Source organism: Kribbella sp. DT2, from assembly GCF_049844575.1.
In the GTDB taxonomy this organism is placed as follows: Bacteria; Actinomycetota; Actinomycetes; order Propionibacteriales; family Kribbellaceae; genus Kribbella.
The window spans coordinates 188,934-204,586 of record NZ_JBNCLH010000003.1; the positions used below are offsets into that span (position 1 = coordinate 188,934).

The following is a 15,653-nucleotide window of genomic DNA, read 5'->3' on the forward strand; positions in this document are numbered from 1 at the left end:
GGGCGGCGATCCGGCCGAAGCTGACTGTTGTGGGGTGTTGGTGTGAACGGCGAGGTACTCGCAGGGCGTTACCGGTTGCTGAGCCTGCTCGGGCGAGGTGGTGCCGGTGAGGTCTGGCGGGGCGAGGACACGGTGCTGGCGCGTCCGGTGGCGATCAAGCTGCTGCGGGCGCTCGACGGTGACCCGATGGACGAGGTCCAGCGGTTCCGCATCGAGGCCCAGGCCGCCGCCCGGCTGCAGCACCCGAACGTCGTCGCCACCTACGACGTCGGCGCCGCCGACGACCAGGTCTTCCTGGTGATGGAGCTGGTCACCGGTCCGGACCTGGCGCAGCTCCTGCGCAGCAAGGGCCTGCCCGGCACCAAGCTGATCGCCGACATCGCCGTGCAGGGCGCCCGCGCGCTGGACGCCGCCCACGGCGCCGGCATCATCCACCGCGACGTCAAGCCCGCCAACCTGATGATGGCCGGCGACGGCACGCTGAAGATCACGGACTTCGGCCTGGCCCACGCCGGCGGCCTCAACGGCGCCACCGGACAGGTCCTGCTCGGTACGGCGGCCTACATCTCCCCGGAACAGGTCACCGGCGGTCAGGCGACGACAGCCAGCGACTGGTACTCGCTGGGCTGCGTGCTGTACGAGTTGCTCGAAGGCGTCCCGCCGTACGTCGCCGGCACTGTCGAGGGCGTGCTCCGCCAGCACCTGGAAGCCCCGGTCCCGCCGGTACGGCGTACTGACGAGGTCCCCGGCCTGGCCGGTCTGGTCGAGCAGATGCTCGCCAAGGACCCGGCCCAGCGCCCGTCGTCCGCTGCAGCTGTCCTGGCACAGCTCAAGGACGCGGCTGAGCCCATCAGCAACGCGACCCAGCGCCTGCCTCTCGCAGCGGCGGCAGCAGTGCCGGCCGCCGCGGTCCTTCCTCCGCTGGACGAGGAGCTGCTGGGCGAGCCGGTCGAGGCGCGCACTGCTAGCCATGTTGCTCCGCAGCGGCGGTCCCTGTTCACCAAGGTGCTCGTCGGTGCCGCAGTGCTCGTGGTCGGCGTGATGGCCGCCGCCCTGCTGCGCGAAGGCGTCTCGCAGGACCCGCCGGCCCAGGCAGGCGGTACGCCGACCGTCGCCCCGACCGTGGCGTCGAAGGTCACCACGAAGCCGAAGGCGACGCCCACCCCGACGCCGAAGCCCAAGGTCACGCCGTCGCCGAAGAAGACCCCCAAGAAGTCCCCGTCCAAGCCGGCGGAGACCGGTACCGCGGGCCAGCTGAAGACCCTGGCTCAGCTCCTCCGCCAGGGGCAGCAGGGCGAAAGCGCCAAGCAGGTGCGTGAGGCGGCCAAGGACCTGGACCAGGCGGCCAAGGCGCTCGGTGAGGGCGACGAGGACGAGGCCGGGCAGCAGTACCGCAGCGCGCTCCGCAAGCTCGGTACGGCGCAGCGGTCCGGCCACTGGCGGCCGTCGCCGCAGGAGTTCGTGCTGATCGCCGCCGTCAATCGCGACCTCGGCCGGACCGGCTACGGCAACGGTGACGGCGACAACGACGAGCGCGACTCCGACGAGTAGAGCGAGCGCGGAGGGCAGGCCGTAGTACCGGCGGGCGCAGTGCTGGTCGCCGTCGTACTGACGGACGCAGTACTGGTCGGCGTAGTACCAGTCGGCGTACTGGGCGTGAGGCACCTGACGGGAATCAGGTGGTCGGTGTCACAGCGGGTGTCGGGGTGTACCGGGATGCTGGGTAGTCGCGATACTCGCGAGTAAGCATCGAGCCGAGGAGCCGCCGAGATGAGCAGGTTGCAGCAGACCGAGGGACTGACCGACGTCCAGGAGGAGATCCTCAAGACGGTCCGGGCCTTCGTCGAGGCGGAGATCCTGCCGGTCGCCACCGAGCTGGAGCACAAGGACGAGTACCCGACCCAGATCGTCGAGGGGTTGAAGGAGCTCGGCCTGTTCGGGCTGATGATCCCCGAGGAGTACGGCGGTCTCGGCGAGTCGCTGCTCACCTACGCGCTCTGCGTCGAGGAGATCGCCCGCGGCTGGATGAGCGTGTCCGGCATCATCAACACGCACTTCATCGTCGCGTACATGCTGCTGCAGCACGGGACCGACGAGCAGAAGCAGAAGTACCTGCCGCGGATGGCGACCGGTGACGTGCGCGGCGCGTTCTCGATGTCCGAGCCGGGCTGCGGTTCCGACGTGTCGGCGATCAAGACCAAGGCCGTGAAGAACGGTGACAGCTACACGATCAACGGCCAGAAGATGTGGCTGACCAACGGCGGCTCGTCGAACCTGGTCGCGGTGCTGGTGAAGACCGACGAGGGCAGCGACTCGGTCTACAAGAACATGACCACGTTCCTGGTCGAGAAGGAACCGGGCTTCGGCGAGGTCGACCAGGGCCTGACGATCCCGGGCAAGATCGAGAAGATGGGCTACAAGGGCGTCGACACCACCGAGCTGATCTTCGACGGCTACGCGATCGACGCCGGCCAGGTCCTCGGCGGCGTGCCGGGCAAGGGTTTCTACCAGATGATGGACGGCGTCGAGGTCGGCCGGGTGAACGTCGCCGCGCGCGGCTGCGGGGTGGCCCGGCGGGCGTTCGAGCTCGGCATCTCCTACGCCCAGCAGCGGGAGACGTTCGGCAAGAAGATCGCCGAGCACCAGGCGGTGCTGTTCCGGCTGGCCGACATGGCGGTCAAGGTCGAGGCCGCGCACGAGCTGATGGTCAAGGCGGCCCGGAAGAAGGACGCCGGCTCACGCAACGATTTCGAGGCCGGCGTCGCGAAGTACCTGGCCAGCGAGTACTGCTCGCAGGTCGTGGAGGACTCCTTCCGGATCCACGGCGGCTACGGGTTCTCCAAGGAGTACGAGATCGAGCGCCTGTACCGGGAGGCGCCGATGCTGCTGATCGGCGAGGGCACGGCCGACATCCAGCGGATGATCATCGGCCGGCGCCTGCTCGAGGACTACAAGCTCTGACCAGCCGCAGGCGGCGGGGCCGGGCCTGACGGCTCCGCGACTGCTGGGCGCGGTCATCCGATCGGCGCCCCGCAGCCGTCGAGGATCATCCGGCCGAGCGTGGTCAGGTCGTGGCGCACCGCCTGGCCGGCCCGGCGGGTGGTGATCAGTCCGGCCTCGCGCAGGATGCCCGCCTGCCGGCTGGCTCCGGCCAGCGAGATGCTGCAGCGCTGGGCCAGCTCTGTCGTCGTACAGCCGTCTGCGATCGCCTCCAGCGCGGCTGCGCGCGTGCTGCCGAGCAGAGCGGCCAGCGGACGTGACCGCTGCTCGGCTGCGCCGCGGCGTAGTGCGCCCGGGCCGTGCTTGACCGGGTAGACCAGCACTGGCGGCAGGTGCGGGTCGCGCAGCTTGGTCGGCGTACGCCAGCAGAACACCGACGGCTGGAGGCGGAGGCCACGGCCGTCCAGGTGCAGGTCCGCGTCGGGCAGTCCGTCGACAGTGAGGACCGGGGACTCCCAGCGAACGGCAGGGTGGATGCGGCCGAGCAGCCGGTCCACGCCGGCGCCCGACAGCTCGCTGACCTTCTGCTGATGGTCTGCGCGGACCATCGTCCGCATCGACTCCCAGTACGGCGCGATGGCCGACTGGTGGTAGGTGTGCATCGCGTGGCCGAGGCCCTTGACCACCTCGTGGCGGCCGCTGACCAGCTCCCGGGTCCAGCTCGACCCAGGACGCCGTACGGCGAGCAGCTCGAGCTCCCGCTGGAACCGGCCGCGAGAGGTGGACAGGACGCGCTCGACGCCCTCGTCGAAGCTGCCGGTGTGCTGGGCAGGGGTCAGGAAGTCGGGGGAGTAGCCGCGCGGCGGCGCGAGGTGCAGCAGCCGGGTGGCGGGCCGGGGCAGCTGCCGGCGGGTCCGCTCACGCCAGTGGCCGTACTGGGTGGTCCCGTCCTGCACCTGCAGCTGGTGCAGGCTCAGCAGGACCTCCCAGAGCGGGTCCGGTTCTTCGGCAAGCGTGGTCCGCGCGAGGTCCTGACTGGTGAAGTGAATCCGCAGCACGACAGGTACTCCTCTCTCCACCACCCATCGTGCAAGGAACCCCTGTCAACTTCCTGTCACCGGCCACGTCGCACACGTTCCGTGCACGATGGGGCAGGCGGACGGGTCAACGCTGGGTGCGGCTGTCACCCAGGGTGGTGACGCATGGCTGGAGATCGTTCCCAGGCGATATTCTGCGGCGGGTCGGCCGGGGAGCGGAGACAGATGACGGCAAGAGGGCTGGGGCGGCCGCAGGTCGCCATCCGGTTGCTCGGCGCTGTCGCGGTGCGGGTGGACGGCCGGGCGATCGAGCTCGGCGGGGACCGGCTGCGGTCGCTGCTCGCGATCCTCGCCCTGACCGCCGGGGACAGCGTCCCGACGGCGTTGCTGGTCGAGCGGATCTGGGGCGAGTCGCCGCCGGCCAACGCCGGTCCGAGCCTGCACACGCTGATGACCCGCCTGCGGCGCGCTGTCGGCGCTGAGCTGGTGGCCACGGGGCCGACCGGGTACAGCCTGCGCGTCGAGCCCGAACAGGTCGACGTACTGCGGTTCGCGAGGCTGCTGCGGACTGGTGCCCAGTCCCGCGAGCGGGTGAAGGAGCGGGCGGCGATCGACGAGGCGCTCTTGCTGTGGGGCGGTCGGCCGTTCGCCGGTGTGCGGTCCGACTGGCTGGAGTCGATCGAGCTGCCGCGCCTCGAAGAGCAGTACCTGGCAGCCGTCGAGCGGCGCTTCGACCTGCGCTCGCTGGACAGGGCCTCGCAGAACGACGCGCAGAGCCTCGGTGAGGAGCTGTCCGAGCTACGCAGGCTCACGGTGGCGTACCCGTTGCGGGAGTCCCTCTGGGCCCGCTTCCTCCGGCTGCTGGCCCGCAGCGGCCGGGCCGCCGAGGCACTCGAGCTGTACGACGAGATGCGCGCCCGCATCGCCGATGGGTTCGGCGTCGACCCGGGCGCCGAGCTACGTGCCGTGTACGACGAGCTGACCGGCACACGGACCAGGCCGTCGCGCCGGGTCGCGCCGAGCCAGCTGCCGTCCGACGTACTCGGCTTCACCGGCCGCAGGGAGCTGCTGGCCGAGCTGGACGGCGTACTGGCCGGACGTGACCCCGAGAGCACGGTTGCAGTGGTGCTGCACGGACCAGGCGGAGTCGGGAAGACCAGTCTGGCAGTGCACTGGAGTCACCTGGTCGCTGAGCAGTTCCCGGACGGGCTGCTGTTCATGGACCTGGGCGGTTACGGGCCGGGCGCACCCGTGGACCCCCCGGTGGCGCTGGGGTATCTGCTGCATGCTCTCGGCGTACCGGCTTCGCAGATCCCGGCGGAGGTGGGCGGACGGAGTGCGCTGCTGCGGTCCACGCTCGCTGGGCAGCGGGTGCTGGTGGTGCTCGACAACGCGCTCAACGCCGAGCAGGTCAGGCCGCTGCTGCCGGGGATGGGCGCGGTCGTCCTCATCACCAGCAGGAGCAGGCTGCGTGGCCTGGTCGCGCGGGAGGGTGCTCGGCAGGTTGCGATCGACCAGCTGTCGACGGCAGACGCCAGGAGCCTGCTGTCCGGCCGGATCGGGCTGCTGGACTCGGGGAACGTGCAGTTGCTCGACCAGTTGGCGGAGCGCTGCAACCACCTGCCGCTGGCGCTGGTGATCGCCGCTGAGCAGGTGGCCCGGCGGTCCGGCTCGGCACTGGCCGAGCTGGTCGGTGAGCTGACCGAGCACCAGCTGGACGCGTTCGACGCGAGCGACGATCCGGCGACCGACCTGCGGGCGGTGTTCTCGTGGTCGTACCGGACGCTCGACCCGGAGGCGGCACGGCTTTTCCGGATGCTGAGCATCTATCCAGGGCGACGTTTCGCGCCGCAGGCGGCGGCAGCACTCACCGGGCACGACGCCAGGACAGCCGGCAAGCTTCTGCGGCGACTGGCCGACCTGCACCTCGCCGTAGAGGCCAGCGCCAACAGGTTTCAGCTGCACGACCTGCTGCGTGCGTACGCGGCAGAGGAACTGGCGAAGGCGACTGACGACGTCGACGCGGCCTGGGAGCGGTTGCTGGACTGGGCGGTGCAGTCGGCGGTCGCGGCGCGGCTGGTGCTTGGTGAGCCGCGCAAGCTGCACTACGTCGAGCAGCCGCTGCCGGGGACGGTCCCGCTGACGTTCGCCGACCAGCCGGCCGCGCGGGCGTGGTTCGACTTGGAGCTGCGCGGGCTGATGGCGATGGTGCTCAGTGGTGCCGCCCGCGGGATGCATGCCCAGGCCGCACGGCTCGGACTGCTGCTGTGGAACGCGTTGTCGCGGCTGGTGAGCCCCGACGAGGCGCTGGCGATCCAGCAGGTCGCCGCCGAGTCCGCGCGGCTGGTCGGCGACCCGATGCTCGCGGCACTGGCGACGAACCAGCTGGCGACCAGCCACGGCGCACGCGGCGACCTGGTGCAGGCAGACGCGGAGCTGACCAGGGCGCTGGAGATGTTCACCCGGATCGGCAACCAGGCAGGTATCGCGCTCGTCCGCGGCAACCTCGGCTTCCTGCGCCAGCTCGAGGGCACGTACGACGAAGCCGTCGAGCACCAGCGGGCGGCGCTGGAGATCACCCGGGCCCAGCAGGACGACCACGCGACCGCCGGGCTGCTGAACAACCTGGCGATGACCTACAACGAGTCAGGCCGGTATGCCGACGCGCGGCTGACCGCGATCGAGTGCGTCCGGATCTGCAAGGACCTGACCGACCTGCGGCCGCTGTGCTACGTCAACGACACCCTGGGCCAGGCGTACGTCGGCCTCGGGGAGATCGAGCTGGCCACCGAACGGTTCGCGGCCGCGGTGATGCTCAACCTGCGGATCGGCAGCCCTGCCGCGGCGGTCGGTGCGCAGGTCCGGCTCGGCCGCGCCTGGCAGGGCACCGACGACGCCGCCGCCGAGCAGGCGTGGATCTACGCGCTCGAACTGATCGACGACCACGGCCAAGGGCTGCTGGACGACCTGCGCGCCGAGGTCGAGGACCTGCTGGCCAGGACGTGAGGACCAGCTAGGAAGTGATGGCTGGCCAGACCGTGACAGTCGGCTAGGAAGTGACGGCCCGCGTGCCGTGACGCAGCCCGCCGGAGCCGTACCCGGACAGCAGCCAGATACCCAGCTGGGTGACCTCGTGCTTCACCGACGCACCCGCCCGGCGGGTGGTGATCAGTCCGGCCTCGCGCAGCACGGTCGCCTGGTGGCTGGCCGCGGCCGGTGAGATGTTGCAGCGCTTGGCCAGCTCGGTCGTCGTACAGCCCTCTACAGCCGCCTCCAGCGCCGCGGCGCGGGTGGAGCCGAGCAGGGAGCCGAGGGCGTCGGACGGACGGCCCGCGTCGGACGACTGCCGCAGGATGCCCGGCGCGTGCTGGATCGGGTACACCAGGATCGGCTTCAGGCCCGGGTCACGCAGCTTGGTCGGCACCTGCCAGCAGAACGCGGACGGCTGCAGTTCGATGCCGCGGCCGTCCAGGTAGAAGTCGCGGTCGTTCATGTCGAGCACCTGCAGCACCGGCGCGACCCAGCGGACCCGCGGGTGCAGCGACGACAGCAGCCGGTCCACACCGTGCCGGGCGAGCGCGTCACCCCGGTGCGCCTGGTCCGCGGCCACGTGCGTACCGATCGACTTCCAGTACGGCGCGATGGCGGCGTCGTGGTAGGTCCGGATCGCGTTGCCCAGCTTGCGCATCGCCGAGCGGTCGCCCTGGGCCAGCTCCCGGGTCCACGGCGAGACCGGCCGGTACTTGCTCAGCAGGTCGAGCTCGGACCGGACCTGCTGCTGCGGAGTGGCCAGCGCCTTCTCCAGCGCGCTGTCGAAGTCCGACGGGCAGTCGGCCGGGGTCAGGAAGTCGGGGGAGTAGCCGCGAGCAGGCATCAGCTCGAGCAGCAGCCGCATCTGGTCCGGTGCGACCTTGGTCCGGACGTGCCGCCGCCAGTCGTCGAACACCAGCCGGCCGTCGGAGTGCTGCAGCATGTGCAGGCTGAGCAGGATCTCCCACAGCGGCGCGGGCGTGGTCGAGATCGTCACCCGGGCCAGGTCGCGCGGGGTGAAGTGGATGCGGAGCACGAAGCCTCCCCTGCAGACAGCTCACCTGCATTGAACCAAAGGCACGCGACGTAGCACAACAGCTACAGCCAGTTGTTCTTCTTGAACAACCGGTAGAGCACGGCGCAGGCGACCAGCATCACGCCCAGCACGACGTAGTAGCCGTACTTGGTGGTCAGGATCGGCATGTGGTCGAAGTTCATCCCGTAGACACCGGCAATCAGTGTCGGGACGGCGATGATCGCGACCCAGGACGAGATCCGGCGCATGTCCTCGTTCTCCGAGACCTGCACCTGGGCCAGGCCGGCCTGCAGGATCGAGCTGAGCAGCTCGTCGAACGAGATCACCTGCTCCTTGACCCGCAGCAGGTGGTCGTCGACGTCGCGGAAGTAGTCCCGGGTCTCGTCGGCGATCATCGGGTGCCGCAGCGTCGCCAGCGCGCGCATCGGCCCGGTCAGCGGCGCGACCGCCCGCTTCAGCTCCAGCACCTCGCGCTTGAGCTGGTAGACCCGGTCGATGTTGCGCCAGCCGCGCGGGCTGAACATCTCGATCTCGATCTGGTCGATGTCGGCCTGTACGGCGGCCGCGACCGCCAGGTAGCTGTCGACCACGTGGTCGGCGATCGCGTGCAGCACCGCGCCGGGACCGGCCTCCAGCCGCTTCGGCTCCTTCTCCAGCTCCTGCCGCAGCCCGGTCAGCTCGCCGTGGTCCCCGTGCCGGACGGTGATCACGAAGCCGGGCCCGCAGAACACCATCACCTCACCGGACTCGACGACCTCGCTGGTCGCGGTCAGGTCGTCGTGCGGCACGTACCGCACGGTCTTCAGGACGGCGAACAGGATCTCGCCGTACCGCTCGAGCTTGGGCCGCTGATGCGCCTCGGTCGCGTCCTCCAGCGCCAGCGGATGCAGGCCGAACTCCTGCCCGATCACGGCCAGTTGGTGCTCGTCGGGCTCGAACAGGCCGATCCAGACGTAGCCCTCGCCGCGCCGGGCCCGCTGCAGGGCGTCGACGTAGTTGCCGTCGTGGGTGTCGCGCCGGCCGTCGCGGTAGTAGGCCCAGTCGATCAGGGCGCCGTCGAGCTTGCCGCTGCCGACCAGGTCGAACGCCGGTACGTCGGGGACGGCGGGGACGCCGGGGCGGCGGGCGAACACCCGTCCGACGCGCCGGGAGGCGCCCATGTCCCACCTTCGTCCGGTCATCGACGCGAGGCTATCAACGCCCCGCCGGTGTGGCTGCCGCGCTGTCCTTACCACGCGTCGGCAATGATGGGATGGAAGCAACTCGGAGAGGAACGACGATGACCACCCAGCGCATGCCCTCGATGGACCCCCGCCCGACGGGGCTGACGATCGGCACGTACGACACCTACCTGCAGGCGCAGCGAGCGGTCGACTACCTCTCGGACGAGAAGTTCCCGGTGGAGCACACCACGATCGTCGGTAACAACCTGCGGCAGGTGGAGAAGATCACCGGCCGGCTGACCTGGGCCCGGGCGCTGACCGCCGGCCTGGCCAGCGGCGCGTGGTTCGGCCTGTTCGTCGGCGTCCTGCTCGGCCTGTTCACCAGCGACGGCGGCTGGCTGGCCGCGCTGGTCACCGGCGTCGTGCTCGGTGCGATCTTCGGCATGGCCTTCGGCGCGATCGGCTACGCCCAGCTCGGCGGCCGCCGCGACTTCACCTCGCGCACCGCGGTCGTCGCCACGACGTACGACGTGCTCTGCGACTTCAAGTTCGCCGAGGAAGCCCGCAACCACTTGGCCAAGCTCGCGCTGAAGGGCGAGGTCACGCCCCGCCTGCCAGAGCAGTCCAGCTAGAGCACTGAGAGCAAGACCACTGGCGTGGGGGGCTGCGCGGGTGCGGCCGGACCGGGCAGCATGGGCCGGAACGGAAGGAGCACCGGATGCAGTTCGGGCGCAGCTACGAGGAGTTCGAGGTCGGTGCGGTCTACAAGCACTGGCCCGGCAAGACGGTCACCGAGTACGACGACCACCTGTTCTGCCTGCTGACCATGAACCACCATCCGCTGCACCTGGACAGCAACTACGCCGAAGAGACCACGCAATTCGGGCGCAACGTTGTGGTCGGCAACTACATCTACTCGATCCTGCTCGGCATGTCGGTGCCCGACGTGAGCGGCAAGGCGATCGCGAACCTGGAGATCGAGTCGCTGCGCCACGTCGCCCCGACCTTCCACGGTGACACGATCTACGGCGAGACCGTCGTCCTGGACAAGTGGGAGTCGAAGTCCAAGGACGACCGCGGCGTCGTGTACGTGGAGACCAAGGGCTACAAGCAGGACGGCGCTGTCGTCTGCCTGTTCAAGCGCAAGGTGATGGTCCCGAAGAACTCCTACCTGGAAGCGCGGGGCGGCGAACAACCAGGCCGCCCCACGCCTCTCAGCTAGACGGGCCGGAACTCCACCAGTACGGCGGACGGCATCGGCAGCGTCAGCCGGACCAGGTCGCCGTCCCGCGCGACGCGCTCGCTCCGCAGCGCGGAGCGCGCGGCAAGCTGCTGCCACTCGGCGTCGGTCGGCCAGTCTCCGACGCCGAGGTCGGCGGCCTCGGCCGCCAAATCGCCCGAGTTGGTCTGCGCGCCACCTGAGTCGGCCCGCTCCGGCGGCGTGCCGGCTGCGCCCGCCGCCAGGTAGGTCACTGTTGCGACCCAGTTGTCGTCCACGCCTGGCACCTTCAGCTCCACCGTCCGGCTGAGGTCCGCGTCGCCGCCTGCCTTCGTCTGGTCGAGCGTGAGGTTCCACAGCAGCACAGCGACCCGTTCGCGGTCCCGCGAAGCCCAGGCCTCCACCAGGCTCCCCGCGCCGTCTCCGTCGAGAGCTACTGGCAGCTCCACCGGCCCCAGCCGGCTCAGCAGCGACATGGCGTGGAAGCGCGGCTTCGGCAGCCCGCCGACGGTCTGCAGCCCGAAGCCGCCGTGCAGCAGCCGTGGCGGCCGGCCCAGCTCCTCGAAGTGGTCCGACGCGACCCAGTAGGCCAGCGCATCCACCCGTCCCGCCGCCGACTTCATGCCGCGCAGCAGGAACACCCCGGAGAACACCGAGTCGTTGATCGGGTTGAAGTGGGTCGGCGTGACGCCCCACTCCGTCCAGAGGATCCGCGCGTCACCGAACCCGTGCCGCTCCAGCGAAGCCCGTACGTCGAGCGGCGGGCTCCCGTAGGTGTGCGTGGTCACGAAGTCGACCGGCGACCCGACCGAAGCGGCGTGCGCGAGCAGGTCGTCCACCCAGCCAGCAGCGGCCGACGAAGGCCCGCCGACGGCCAGTCGCTGGTCCACCGCCTTCACGGCGGCCGCGGTCACGTCGTACAGGTGCATCCACTCGGCCTTGGTGCCGGACCAGAAGACCTCGAGGTTCGCCTCGTTCCACACCTCGAAGTCCCAGCCGAGCACCTCGTCCGGACCGTACCGCTCGACCAGGTGCTGGACCAGGGCAGTGACCAGCTCGCCCCACCGCTCGTACGAGTGCGGCGGCGAGATGATCGCGCCGTACTCGAAGACCGTCTTGGACGGGTCCGACGCCAGGTCGCGCGGCATGAACCCGAGCTCGACGACCGGCCGCAGCCCGAGGCCGAGCAGCTTGTCGTAGATCGCGTCGACCACCGAGAAGTCGTAGACCGGCTCGCCGTCGACCTCGGTGTAGACCCGGGTGTCGTCGTGGAAGATCGCGTGCGCCCGCACCGTGCGCACCCCGATCTCGTCGTGCATCTTGCGCAGCGCCTGCTCCAGCTCCGGCCCGATCTCCCGGCCGCCGCTCAGATCGGTGCACAGCAGCTGGCTGAGCCGCTCGCTACCGACCATGGGCACCCACGGCTTCGGCAGCTCGACCCCTTCGCCCACGGCGTCCACCGCCACACGCACCACAGGGACAGCCCCGTCAGCCACCAGCGGCACCGCCCCGACGACCTCACTGGCCCGTCCGGCGACCGTCACCTCCGCCACACTCGCCACGGCGTACCTGTACGGCGTACCGGGTGTGCAGGTGGTGTCCACGTACGGCGGCAGCGGCACCGACAGCACGTCACCGCTGTGGTGGTCGACGGGCTCCAGCGGCCCGTCCTCCAGGCCGCGCAGGATCAGGTACCCGACCGCGCCGGGCACCAGCGACCAGTCGACCGTCACCTGGCCGACGCCACCGACCGCGCTCACCTCCTTGGGCGGATCCAGGTCCGGGAACTCGAACTCCCGGGCCTCGTCGCTACGGACCGCGATCCGCGCGTCCCAGTCGGCCTTCGCGCCTGTATCCATCAAACTCCCCGAATCTCCTCTTTGCGTCCGAAGTACGAGCATGCGGCCAGGTTGTCAGTCGAGGCCGGCGGTGAACTGCTCCAGCGCGATCAGCGGCTTGACCCGCCGCTCGACCGCGCCGCGGCTGAAGTTGCGCCGGATCACGTCGTTGCCGAACACGTTGCCGATGGCCCCCATCACCATCGCCTGGTCGAGCGACAGGTAGCGCTTGGCGATCAGCCCGGACTTCACCGCGACCGAGTCGTAGAACCCGCCGCCGGCGTACGCCTTGAGGCGGGACTCGATCTTGGCCAGGTTGTCGATCGCCTGCCGCGGCGCGTACTGCATCGCGAGGAACGCCGCGTGCGGGGTGACCACGCCGTCGCCGTACGCCGGCGTCGGGTTCACGCCGTCGCGGCAGCCCTCGAAGCCCGCGTCGAAGTTGGTCGCCTCCAGGTCCGACGGGTAGCCGGTCGGGTCCATCCCGATCGCGTCCACGCCGTACACGCTGTAGCCGCCCTTGGGGTTCGAGGCCGGCGAGAAACCCCAGTAGCCGTACTTCGCTTCCTTCAGCCCGTGCTCGATGTGCGCGCGGACCGTCAGCGGGTGATTGATCGCCCAGCTGCGAGCAGCCCAACGCCCCTCGGGCACGAACAGGTCCGGCATCAGCGACTCGAACATGTCGCCGCCCCACGACGGCACCAGCCGCATCCCGCGGTAGGAGTAGCTGCCCTCGAACACGTCGATGCCGAGGTACGTGCGGTGCACGCCGACCGGCCGCTGCTCGACCCACGACCAGTCGCACGAGTCCGGGAAGGTCCGGTACGTCGCGAAGTACTGCGCGGCCGGCACCTGACCGAGCGCGATCCCGATGTACGGCGCGATCCGGGCCTCGGTGTTGCAGGTGTCGTAGTGGAACTTGCGGTAGTACACGTCCGGCCCGGTCCCGGCGTGGTTGCCCTTGTCGGTCTCCTCGTCCGGCGGCGAGGTCTCGAAGAAGCCGCCGCGCATCAGGCCGGCGCCGACGCCCGGACGCGCGTCCGGGTTGTAGTAGTAGGCGAAGTTCATCTTGCCCAGCAGCCCGTCGGCCAGCCGGCGGACCCGCGGCTCGGCGTTGCGCACCACCATCAGCGCGGCCGCGAACCAGCCGTTGTCGACGCTGGACACGAACGGCGTGATCGGCCGGGTGCCGTCGGGATCGACGGAGCGGACCTCGCCGGTTGCTTCGTCGTACCAGTTGAAGAACATGCCGCTCGGCTCGTGGTGGTCGACCCTCGTCATCGTGGTGAGGGTCTGGCTGAGCCGGCGCAGCGACTCGTGGGGCGAGATGATGCCGAGCTCCCGGGCGACCACCGTGCTCCACAGGTAGCCGCCGATGTTGGTCGGCGAGGTGTACTGGCTGCGCACCGGATCGATGACCGAGGCGCCGATGTTGTCGGCGGGCAGGCCGGTCTTCTCGTCCGTCATGGCGACGAGGCTGCGCCAGGTGTCACGCGCCCAGCGGCCGACCAGGGCGCGATCTTGGCGGTTGGGTTTCCAGCCGCCCTTCAGCTGATCAGCTGGTGAAGCTGTTCCTCCGTACGCGGGAAGTGCCGTGCCGACGAGGGCGGCTGTTCCGGTGGCTGCGAGTAGGGTGCGGCGACTGATGTTGGCGGTCATCTACGTCTCCTAGCGATTACTTGAGTCCGGTGCTGTGCTATTTGAGTCCGGTGATGGCGATGCCCTTGGTGACGTGCCGCTGGAAGATCACGAACATCACCAGCACCGGTACGACGACCACGACCGCGCCGGCCATCAGCAGGCCGTAGTTCTGCGCGTTCTGCCCGGTCGAGTACAGCGCCAGGGCGACGGGAAGGGTGTACTTGTCCTCGGTCTGGGCGATCACCAGCGGCCAGAGGAAGTTGTTCCAGGAGCCGAGGAAGGTCAGGATGCCGAGCGTGGCCAGCGCGGGCCGGGTCAGCGGCAGCATGATCCGGGCGAAGATGCCCAGCTCGCTGGTGCCGTCCACCCGCCCGGCGTCCATCAGGTCGTCGGGCAGCCCGGAGAAGAACTGCCGCATCAGGAACACGCCGAACGGCGAGACCAGGAACGGCAGGATCAGTCCGGGGTAGCTGTTGGCCAGCCCGGCGTTGGTGACGAACACGAACAGCGGTACGAAGGTGACCATCCCGGGCACCATCAGCGTCGCCAGCACCAGCACGAACAACGCGTTGCGGCCCTTGAACCGCAGCTTGGCCAGCGCGTACCCGATCATCGAGCAGAACGCCAGGTTGCCGGCCGTCACCGCCAGCGCCACCACGGTCGAGTTGAAGAAGTAGCGCGGGAAGTTCGCCTTGTTGAACAGGTCGTCGTAGTTCTGCGTGGTCGGTGCCTGTGGCAACCAGGTCGGCGGGACCTGGAGCAGTTCGCCCTGGGTCTTGAAGCTGCCCAGCAGCATCCAGACGAACGGCGCGGCGACCGCGACCAGCCCGAGCACGGCGATCAGGTAGATCCACCAGGTACGGCGCATCACTTCTCCCTCAGCAGCCGGAACTGGATGAACGTGATCACGGCGATCACCACGAACAGGATGTAGGCCATCGACGTGGCCAGCCCGTAGTTGCCGAACCCGAACTGCTGGTAGGTGTACATCGACACCGACAGCGTCGAGTTCAGCGGACCGCCCTGGGTCATCACCAGCGGCTCCTCGAAGAACTGCAGGTAACCGATCCCGGTGGTGACGCTGGTGAACAGGATGGTCGGCCGCAGCAACGGCACGATCAAGTACCGGAACCGTTGCCACGGGCCCGCACCGTCGATCTGGCCGGCCTCCTCCACGGTGGCCGGGATGCCCTGCAGCCCCGCTAGGAAGATGATCATCGCCGAGCCGAAGTTGCGCCAGACCGCCATCGCGATCAGCGACGGCATCGCCCAGGTCTTCGACGCCAGCCAGTTCGGCCCGTCGATCCCGAACCAGCCGAGCACGGTGTTCAGCAGGCCGGCGTCCGGGGCCAGCACGAACCGCCAGATCACCGCGATCGCGACGATCGAGGTCACCACCGGCAGGTAGTAGCCGACCTTGAACAGGCCCTGGAACCGCTTGATGCCGCGGTCCAGCAGCACCGCCGCGGCCAGCGCGACCGCCAGCGTCAGCGGGACGCCGACCACCACGAAGTACGCCGTGTTGAACGCGGCCTTGCGGAAGGTCTCGTCGGACAGGGCCTTCACGTAGTTGTCGAGACCGACGCCCTCGACCGCGAACGGCGTCCGCAGGTCACGCTGCTTGATGTCGGTGAAGCTCATCCCGAACGAGCCCAGCACCGGCCCGGCCGTGAAGGCCAGGAACAGCACCACGAACGGCAGGACGAGGATCCACGCGGCGGCGGTCTCGCGCCTCAGCGATCGCATCGG

The 15,653-nt window shown here is 69.7% G+C and carries 12 protein-coding genes; 5 read left to right on the forward strand and 7 right to left on the reverse strand.

All coding sequences use genetic code 11. From position 1 onward, the window contains the following. Positions 1 to 42: 42 nt before the first annotated feature. Positions 43 to 1,551, forward strand: coding sequence for a serine/threonine-protein kinase (locus ACLQ2O_RS14360; protein ID WP_425831297.1), 1,509 nt, complete (start codon positions 43 to 45; stop codon positions 1,549 to 1,551). A gap of 219 nt (positions 1,552 to 1,770) precedes the next feature. Continuing rightward, entirely contained in the window at positions 1,771 to 2,961 is a 1,191-nt protein-coding gene (locus ACLQ2O_RS14365) for an acyl-CoA dehydrogenase family protein (RefSeq protein ID WP_425831299.1), read from the forward strand. A 53-nt stretch (positions 2,962 to 3,014) separates the two neighbouring features. On the opposite strand, the gene ACLQ2O_RS14370 is transcribed toward ACLQ2O_RS14365, so the two are convergent. Further along, positions 3,015 to 3,998 carry an ArsR/SmtB family transcription factor gene (locus tag ACLQ2O_RS14370; protein ID WP_425831301.1) on the reverse strand — a complete coding sequence of 328 codons (984 nt, stop codon included), beginning with the start codon at positions 3,996 to 3,998 and terminating at the stop codon, positions 3,015 to 3,017. A 204-nt stretch (positions 3,999 to 4,202) separates the two neighbouring features. Between ACLQ2O_RS14370 and ACLQ2O_RS14375 the strand changes: the two genes are divergently transcribed. Beyond that, positions 4,203 to 6,983 (forward strand): BTAD domain-containing putative transcriptional regulator, encoded by a 2,781-nt coding sequence (locus tag ACLQ2O_RS14375; protein WP_425831303.1) that lies wholly within the window; start codon positions 4,203 to 4,205, stop codon positions 6,981 to 6,983. A gap of 43 nt (positions 6,984 to 7,026) precedes the next feature. On the opposite strand, the gene ACLQ2O_RS14380 is transcribed toward ACLQ2O_RS14375, so the two are convergent. Further along, positions 7,027 to 8,043 carry an ArsR/SmtB family transcription factor gene (locus tag ACLQ2O_RS14380; protein WP_425831305.1) on the reverse strand — a complete coding sequence of 339 codons (1,017 nt, stop codon included), beginning with the start codon at positions 8,041 to 8,043 and terminating at the stop codon, positions 7,027 to 7,029. Positions 8,044 to 8,105: 62 nt separating this feature from the next. Next, on the reverse strand, positions 8,106 to 9,224 hold the full coding sequence (locus tag ACLQ2O_RS14385) for a magnesium and cobalt transport protein CorA (RefSeq protein WP_425831307.1): 1,119 nt from the start codon (positions 9,222 to 9,224) through the stop codon (positions 8,106 to 8,108). Positions 9,225 to 9,322: 98 nt separating this feature from the next. Here ACLQ2O_RS14385 and ACLQ2O_RS14390 point away from each other — a divergent pair, with 98 nt between their 5' ends. Both ACLQ2O_RS14390 and ACLQ2O_RS14395 read left to right on the forward strand, forming a co-directional pair. Next, on the forward strand, positions 9,323 to 9,838 hold the full coding sequence (locus tag ACLQ2O_RS14390) for a general stress protein (RefSeq protein ID WP_425831309.1): 516 nt from the start codon (positions 9,323 to 9,325) through the stop codon (positions 9,836 to 9,838). An 86-nt stretch (positions 9,839 to 9,924) separates the two neighbouring features. Next, positions 9,925 to 10,428 (forward strand): MaoC family dehydratase, encoded by a 504-nt coding sequence (locus ACLQ2O_RS14395; RefSeq protein WP_425831311.1) that lies wholly within the window; start codon positions 9,925 to 9,927, stop codon positions 10,426 to 10,428. Here ACLQ2O_RS14395 and ACLQ2O_RS14400 read toward each other — a convergent pair. From ACLQ2O_RS14400 to ACLQ2O_RS14415, 4 genes are read right to left on the reverse strand one after another with little or no spacing between them, the layout of a single operon-like run. Continuing rightward, positions 10,425 to 12,284 carry a GH39 family glycosyl hydrolase gene (locus ACLQ2O_RS14400; protein ID WP_425831313.1) on the reverse strand — a complete coding sequence of 620 codons (1,860 nt, stop codon included), beginning with the start codon at positions 12,282 to 12,284 and terminating at the stop codon, positions 10,425 to 10,427. The genes ACLQ2O_RS14395 and ACLQ2O_RS14400 overlap by 4 nt on opposite strands. Positions 12,285 to 12,338: 54 nt before the next feature. After that, positions 12,339 to 13,922: a glucoamylase family protein gene (locus tag ACLQ2O_RS14405; protein ID WP_425831315.1), complete on the reverse strand. Its 1,584-nt coding sequence runs from the start codon at positions 13,920 to 13,922 to the stop codon at positions 12,339 to 12,341. A gap of 37 nt (positions 13,923 to 13,959) precedes the next feature. After that, positions 13,960 to 14,772: a carbohydrate ABC transporter permease gene (locus ACLQ2O_RS14410; RefSeq protein ID WP_425831317.1), complete on the reverse strand. Its 813-nt coding sequence runs from the start codon at positions 14,770 to 14,772 to the stop codon at positions 13,960 to 13,962. Beyond that, positions 14,772 to 15,650: a carbohydrate ABC transporter permease gene (locus ACLQ2O_RS14415; protein WP_425831319.1), complete on the reverse strand. Its 879-nt coding sequence runs from the start codon at positions 15,648 to 15,650 to the stop codon at positions 14,772 to 14,774. The genes ACLQ2O_RS14410 and ACLQ2O_RS14415 overlap by 1 nt, the downstream gene beginning before the upstream one ends. Between the last annotated feature and the right edge of the window lie 3 nt (positions 15,651 to 15,653).

What these genes read in the sequence shown, in the direction of transcription:
- ACLQ2O_RS14365 (WP_425831299.1), top strand. Translation starts at nt 1,771, where the DNA reads ATGAGCAGGTTGCAGCAGACCGAGGGACTGACCGACGTCCAGGAGGAG.
- ACLQ2O_RS14375 (WP_425831303.1), top strand. Translation starts at nt 4,203, where the DNA reads ATGACGGCAAGAGGGCTGGGGCGGCCGCAGGTCGCCATCCGGTTGCTC.
- ACLQ2O_RS14385 (WP_425831307.1), bottom strand. Translation starts at nt 9,224, where the DNA reads ATGACCGGACGAAGGTGGGACATGGGCGCCTCCCGGCGCGTCGGACGG.
- ACLQ2O_RS14390 (WP_425831309.1), top strand. Translation starts at nt 9,323, where the DNA reads ATGACCACCCAGCGCATGCCCTCGATGGACCCCCGCCCGACGGGGCTG.
- ACLQ2O_RS14395 (WP_425831311.1), top strand. Translation starts at nt 9,925, where the DNA reads ATGCAGTTCGGGCGCAGCTACGAGGAGTTCGAGGTCGGTGCGGTCTAC.
- ACLQ2O_RS14400 (WP_425831313.1), bottom strand. Translation starts at nt 12,284, where the DNA reads ATGGATACAGGCGCGAAGGCCGACTGGGACGCGCGGATCGCGGTCCGT.
- ACLQ2O_RS14405 (WP_425831315.1), bottom strand. Translation starts at nt 13,922, where the DNA reads ATGACCGCCAACATCAGTCGCCGCACCCTACTCGCAGCCACCGGAACA.
- ACLQ2O_RS14410 (WP_425831317.1), bottom strand. Translation starts at nt 14,772, where the DNA reads ATGCGCCGTACCTGGTGGATCTACCTGATCGCCGTGCTCGGGCTGGTC.
- ACLQ2O_RS14415 (WP_425831319.1), bottom strand. Translation starts at nt 15,650, where the DNA reads ATGCGATCGCTGAGGCGCGAGACCGCCGCCGCGTGGATCCTCGTCCTG.